Source organism: Mesorhizobium sp. M2A.F.Ca.ET.037.01.1.1 (assembly GCF_003998075.1).
Classification (GTDB): domain Bacteria; phylum Pseudomonadota; class Alphaproteobacteria; order Rhizobiales; family Rhizobiaceae; genus Mesorhizobium.
In genome coordinates this window covers 1-4,775 of the sequence record NZ_RZSA01000504.1, presented here as the reverse complement: position 1 = coordinate 4,775, position 4,775 = coordinate 1, and the positions used below count along the sequence as shown (strand labels likewise).

Annotated in this window: 1 protein-coding gene and 2 pseudogenes; all 3 read right to left on the bottom strand. The window is 61.2% G+C overall.

Annotation, left to right across the window (positions count from 1 at the left end; translation table 11 throughout):
- Window positions 1-425: 425 nt before the first annotated feature.
- The gene (locus tag EOA27_RS22565) at window positions 426-2,732 is read right to left on the bottom strand and encodes a S9 family peptidase (RefSeq protein ID WP_126080685.1); all 2,307 of its coding nucleotides are present in this window, start codon (window positions 2,730-2,732) and stop codon (window positions 426-428) included.
- Window positions 2,733-3,247: 515 nt separating this feature from the next.
- Window positions 3,248-4,171 (bottom strand): annotated as a pseudogene (gene fni / locus EOA27_RS22560) (type 2 isopentenyl-diphosphate Delta-isomerase); the annotation flags it as partial.
- Window positions 4,160-4,399: pseudogene (locus EOA27_RS41570) on the bottom strand (hypothetical protein); the annotation flags it as partial. The pseudogenes EOA27_RS41570 and fni, both read right to left, overlap by 12 nt.
- Window positions 4,400-4,775 lie beyond the last annotated feature (376 nt).

Below are 4,775 nucleotides of genomic sequence, written 5' to 3'. Positions count from 1 at the left end.
TATGTGACGCGAGGATGAGAATCGTGGCAGCTCCAGACCGACGGGCTGCCACCCACAGCGGCGATGACCGACGAGGGTCTTCTATTGCCAAGGTAATCGTCCGTTCGGGGACCTATGTGTTCCTATGCTCGTCGAGCGGATCGGGTGGGCCGCACCGCCGTAGCGTTACGGCGAGCGGAAGCGGCGTTGGGTGCGGCTTTTCCCCTGAACGCTTCACACCAGGCTGATAGGGGATCTTGCAATCGCACACACGCGGTCTGCAGGCGTGCCTATCAAGCAGTTTGCTCAGACCAACGTCGCGGCGAGCCTATCCTCAATACGCAGCGCAAGTCCTAGACTCCACGATCGTCCTTCGGTGCAGATTTGCTCGCGCCTCGCCCTGATTACAGCCGATAAGGCGAGCTAACAATTGCAAGAGCCACAAGCTACTCCAGCTCGATCGGTTTGCTGTTCCAGTCGGGCGGGGTCTGACCGAGAATGTTGCGAACGAAGAAGTCTAGGAGTTTGCGCTCGGTGTAGGTGCCTAGAGTATGGTGATTGGCACCAGGAACGTAGACAATGTCAAAATCTTTTCCTGCCTTGATGAGTCGATCGGCAAGCTGGAACGAGCAAAACGGATCGACATTATCATCCATTTCGCCGACCGCGATCATCAGCTTGCCCTGCAGCCTGTGAGCATTGTCAACGGCGGAGGATTGCGAATATTCAATGCCGACCGGCCACCCCATCCACAGTTCATTCCACCAGGTCTTGTCTATCCTGTTGTCGAAGCAGCCGTTTTTGGCGACGGCGACCTTGTAGAAATCGGGGTGAAAGAGCAGCGCGCTGACTGCACTCTGGCCGCCGGCGGATGCGCCAAAAATGCCGACGTTGGATATGTCGTACCATGGATATTGCGCGGCCGCCGCCTTGTGCCACAGAATGCGATCGGGAAATCCTGCGTCCTTCAGATTCTTCCAAGCAACATCATGGAAGGCGCGGGAGCGGTTGTTGGTGCCCATGCCGTCGATCTGAGCAACGACGAAGCCCAGCTGCGTGAGCGGCTCTGTCCACCGCGAGAAGGATTTTGGGACGAAGGAGCCGTGGGGTCCAGCATAGATATTCTCCACAACCGGGTATTTCTTCGTCGGGTCGAAGTTGGCTGGCAGGTGGAGCACACCCCAGATGTCAGTTTTGCCGTCGCGCCCCTTGGAATGGAAACTGAGCGGCGGCTGCCAGCCTGCGGCGACGAGCTCGGAAATGTCGGCCGTCTCGATCTGCTGGAGCTTGGCATTGTCGCTGGCGCGGTAGAGTGCCATGCGCGGGGGCAGATCGATGCGTGACCAGAGATCGACATAATAGCGCCTGTCAGGCGAGAACTCGATATGGTGGTTGGCCGGTTCGGGCGTCAGTGCAGTCAGTCCCTTGCCGTCAAAGCCGATGCGGTAAGCATGGACCCAATAGGGGTCCTCCTGCGAGTTCATCCCGCTCGCCTCGAACCAGATCTGACGCTTCACCGGATCGACATGGTTGACCCTCCGGACGACCCACTCACCTCGGGTGATCTGGTTTTCGAGCGCGCCTGTCCGGCCGTTGAAAAGATACAAATGCTCATACCCGTCGCGCTCTGATGCCCAGATGATCTCCTTCCCGTCATCGACATCGTAACGGAAGATTTTTCCGGCATCCTCCTGGCCATGCCCCAGCGGCAAATAATCCACGAATGTCTCGCTGGTCTCATCGATCAGGGAGCGCCCGCGGCCCGAGGCGGCGTCTACCTCGACCAAGCGATAGAGCTGATGCCCGCGCTGGTTATATTCGAAAGTGAAGCCGCGGCTGTCCGCCCACCACCGGAGAGGGGAAAGTTCGAAGACGTTCGAGAAGAGGGCACCGTCAATCACGATCTGGCGCCGGCCGGCAATGTCGAACAGGACTGGTTGGGGCAGCGGAAGGACATCGCCCGGCCTGGGATAGAATATTGTTGAATATTCCCGCTCCAACTGGTCCGTCGATGAATTGAGGTAGCGGACCTCTCGCCTATAGCCGGGGCGAACAAGGTAAGCGGCGAGGTGGCGCGAGTCCGGCGACCAGCTCAGCGTCGAAAAGACGTAGCAATTGCCTTCGGCTCCGTCCCGGCTCAGAGGAACATCCTGCAATCCGTCCTCGCTGCGCAGGAAAACGTTGCAGTTCTTGATATAGGCGATCCATTTGCCGTCGGGCGACGCGTTGCTCTTGTCGGGGTTGTTCTCCGCTGGCGGCGTGTAGCGGTGGCTGAGCTCCCTACGGTCCCCTTTCCTTGCATCGAATGTGGTGCTGGTACAGTCATAGCTTGCAAGGTCGCAGCTCCACCGGGTGTCTTCAATCTGGAAGTCGAGCCTGCGACCATCCTCACTCAGTTCGAAACGGTCGAACGGAAGATTGCCGGCTTGATAGCTCTCATGGCTCACCTTGTTTAGCGCTGCCGCCAGACGCGCCTGATCGAAAGCGGGCCGCTTGAAACCCGTGGCAGCATCGACCTGCATGAACTGCTGCTCGCCGTGGCTAGTCCGGCGGTAGACGAAGGCTTCACCCCCGGTCAGCCAGAAAGGCATTTTGGGGACATTGACAGTGAGCCCGCCATATCGATCGTTGATCGTAAGTGCGCGCTTGAAATCGGCCGGCGCTAGCGTCGGGTGTAAACTTTTCGAACCCTTGGCCAGCGTCTGAGTTGCCGATCGCCATGCCGCGCGCGTCAAAGCGCCGATCCTGGACATACCTGTTCACTTCTTTCGGTTTTCGGAATGCTAATTTTGAAGTTGGGTTCTCGTCGCCGGTCTGCAGCAGCGCCGAGCGTCGCCTTGGAGGAGAGCCAGCACGCGGGTGCAGCCAGGCACGCGCAACAGGGGCGCTCCTTGGACATCCAGGCACTGGTTCGGGTGCCGATTGAAGAGTTGGCGTCCGTCGCCGAAACAACCAGGAAAGAGCGTCCATGCAGCCCTGACGCGACTATTTCCCCGCGAGTATGGCCGCTTGCTTTTCTGCATCATCTGAAAGGTCCTGCTCTAGTCGGGCCGGATGTCACCCCGGCAGATTGTGCTATTTCGACAATCTCCGAGCGATTGCCGCCGGCCCATGACGAGGTTTACCGATAGGGCGCAATATGCGTGCCAAAGGAAAAGCGGTTTAATACACGGCAATCCGCCTATGTCGCATCCCCAACATCGTCGCACACCGGACAATGCCGGACGATATTGTCCCGGGGCGTCAAATTGGTTTGATGGTGACCCAACAACTGGCGGATGACGATCTCGAAATGCGCGACAACGGCCTCGGTGGACACTGTCGCCGCGCCCAGCACGCTGGCCGCCTGCCCGGCGATGTCCGCGCCCAGGCGGATGGCCTTGGCCACGTCGACGCCATCGCGGATCCCGCCCGACGCGATCAGCTTCACCGTTGGCAGCGCCCGACGCACCGCCTGCACGCTGGTCAGGGTGGGAATCCCCCAATTGGCGAATGACATCGCCACTGCACGGTCGGCGGCATTGCGGGCGCGCTCGCCCTCCACTGCGGCCCAACTGGTGCCGCCGGCGCCGGCGACATCGATTACCGCCACGCCCGCCTCGACGAGCGCACAGGCCACCGAGGCGGACAGGCCGCCCCCACTTCCTTGGCCACGATCGGCACGCCCACGATGCGCGCGGCGCCAGCGATCAGCGCCAGGACGCCGCGCCAGTCGCGGTCGCCCTCCCGGCTGTACCGCTTCCTGCAGCGGATTGAGATGGACGATGAGCCCATCGGCCTCCAGCGCGTCCACCGCGCGACGCGCCAGGTCCAGGCCGTCGGCCTCCCGCAGTTGCGCGGCGCCGATATTGGCCAGCAAGGGAATGTCTGGCGCCAGGCGGCGCAGCGCGCGCGTTAGCCCCTGGGAGTTACGGGATTGCAGGCTCACACGCTGCGAACCGCACATGGCGATCCGCAAGGCTTGCGCTGCCTCGCTCAAATGCCGGTTGATGGCCTCGGCCCGTGGCATGCCGCCGGCCATAGAGCTGATCAGCAGCGGCGCGCGCATAGCCTTGCCCAGCAGCGAGGCGCGCAGGTCGATCTGCGTCAGGTCCAACTCGGGCAGTGCGCAGTGTTCGAAATGGATGTACTCCCAGCCAGCGGCCACCGTGGCCGGCGCCGTTCGCCGATCCAGCACCAGCGAAGCGCGCAGCTGAGCGCAGCCCTCGAATCCGGAGAGAACGCACGGTACGCCGTGCCCCAGCGCCTGCTCCACGGCGGCGAGCTGCTCCGGCGCGATCAGGCCAACGTCGTTGCAATCGTCTAGCCAGAACAGCAGCGCCAGTTCGCGATAGAACGCCACGATCAGCGTTTCGTTCTGCGGATCACGGCCGGTGCGGGCGCTGGTGTCGCGCAGGCTCGGGTGAATGCGTTGCAGGATTGGGGGACGCGTGACGCAGTCAAAGCTCCCCTTGCCAAGCACGGAGCAGGCGAGTGAGAGAGCAGATGAATAGGCGTGTCGCCAATATTTTCGCATTGCTATAATCGATTATAGTTGTGAGGAGCAATTTGAGACCATTTACTTGCGGCTCAAGTCACCCATAAAAGAAGGCAAGCACCGATTCGGTAGCTTATCCCCTGTCTTTCGCGTACTCGCGGCCGTGGCGCCGGGTGAACGATTGAAGACCGCCGGTCTCACTCGCAGGTGGGCGCCAGGGCGTGGGACGGTTGGCAAGCCACAGGAGTAGGACAATGTCGAAGGATTCGGGTAAGGGCGATAATCACGGCGGCGGGCCGGGCAAGATCGAGATCACGAT

What these genes read in the sequence shown, in the direction of transcription:
- EOA27_RS22565 (WP_126080685.1), bottom strand. Translation starts at nt 2,732, where the DNA reads ATGTCCAGGATCGGCGCTTTGACGCGCGCGGCATGGCGATCGGCAACT.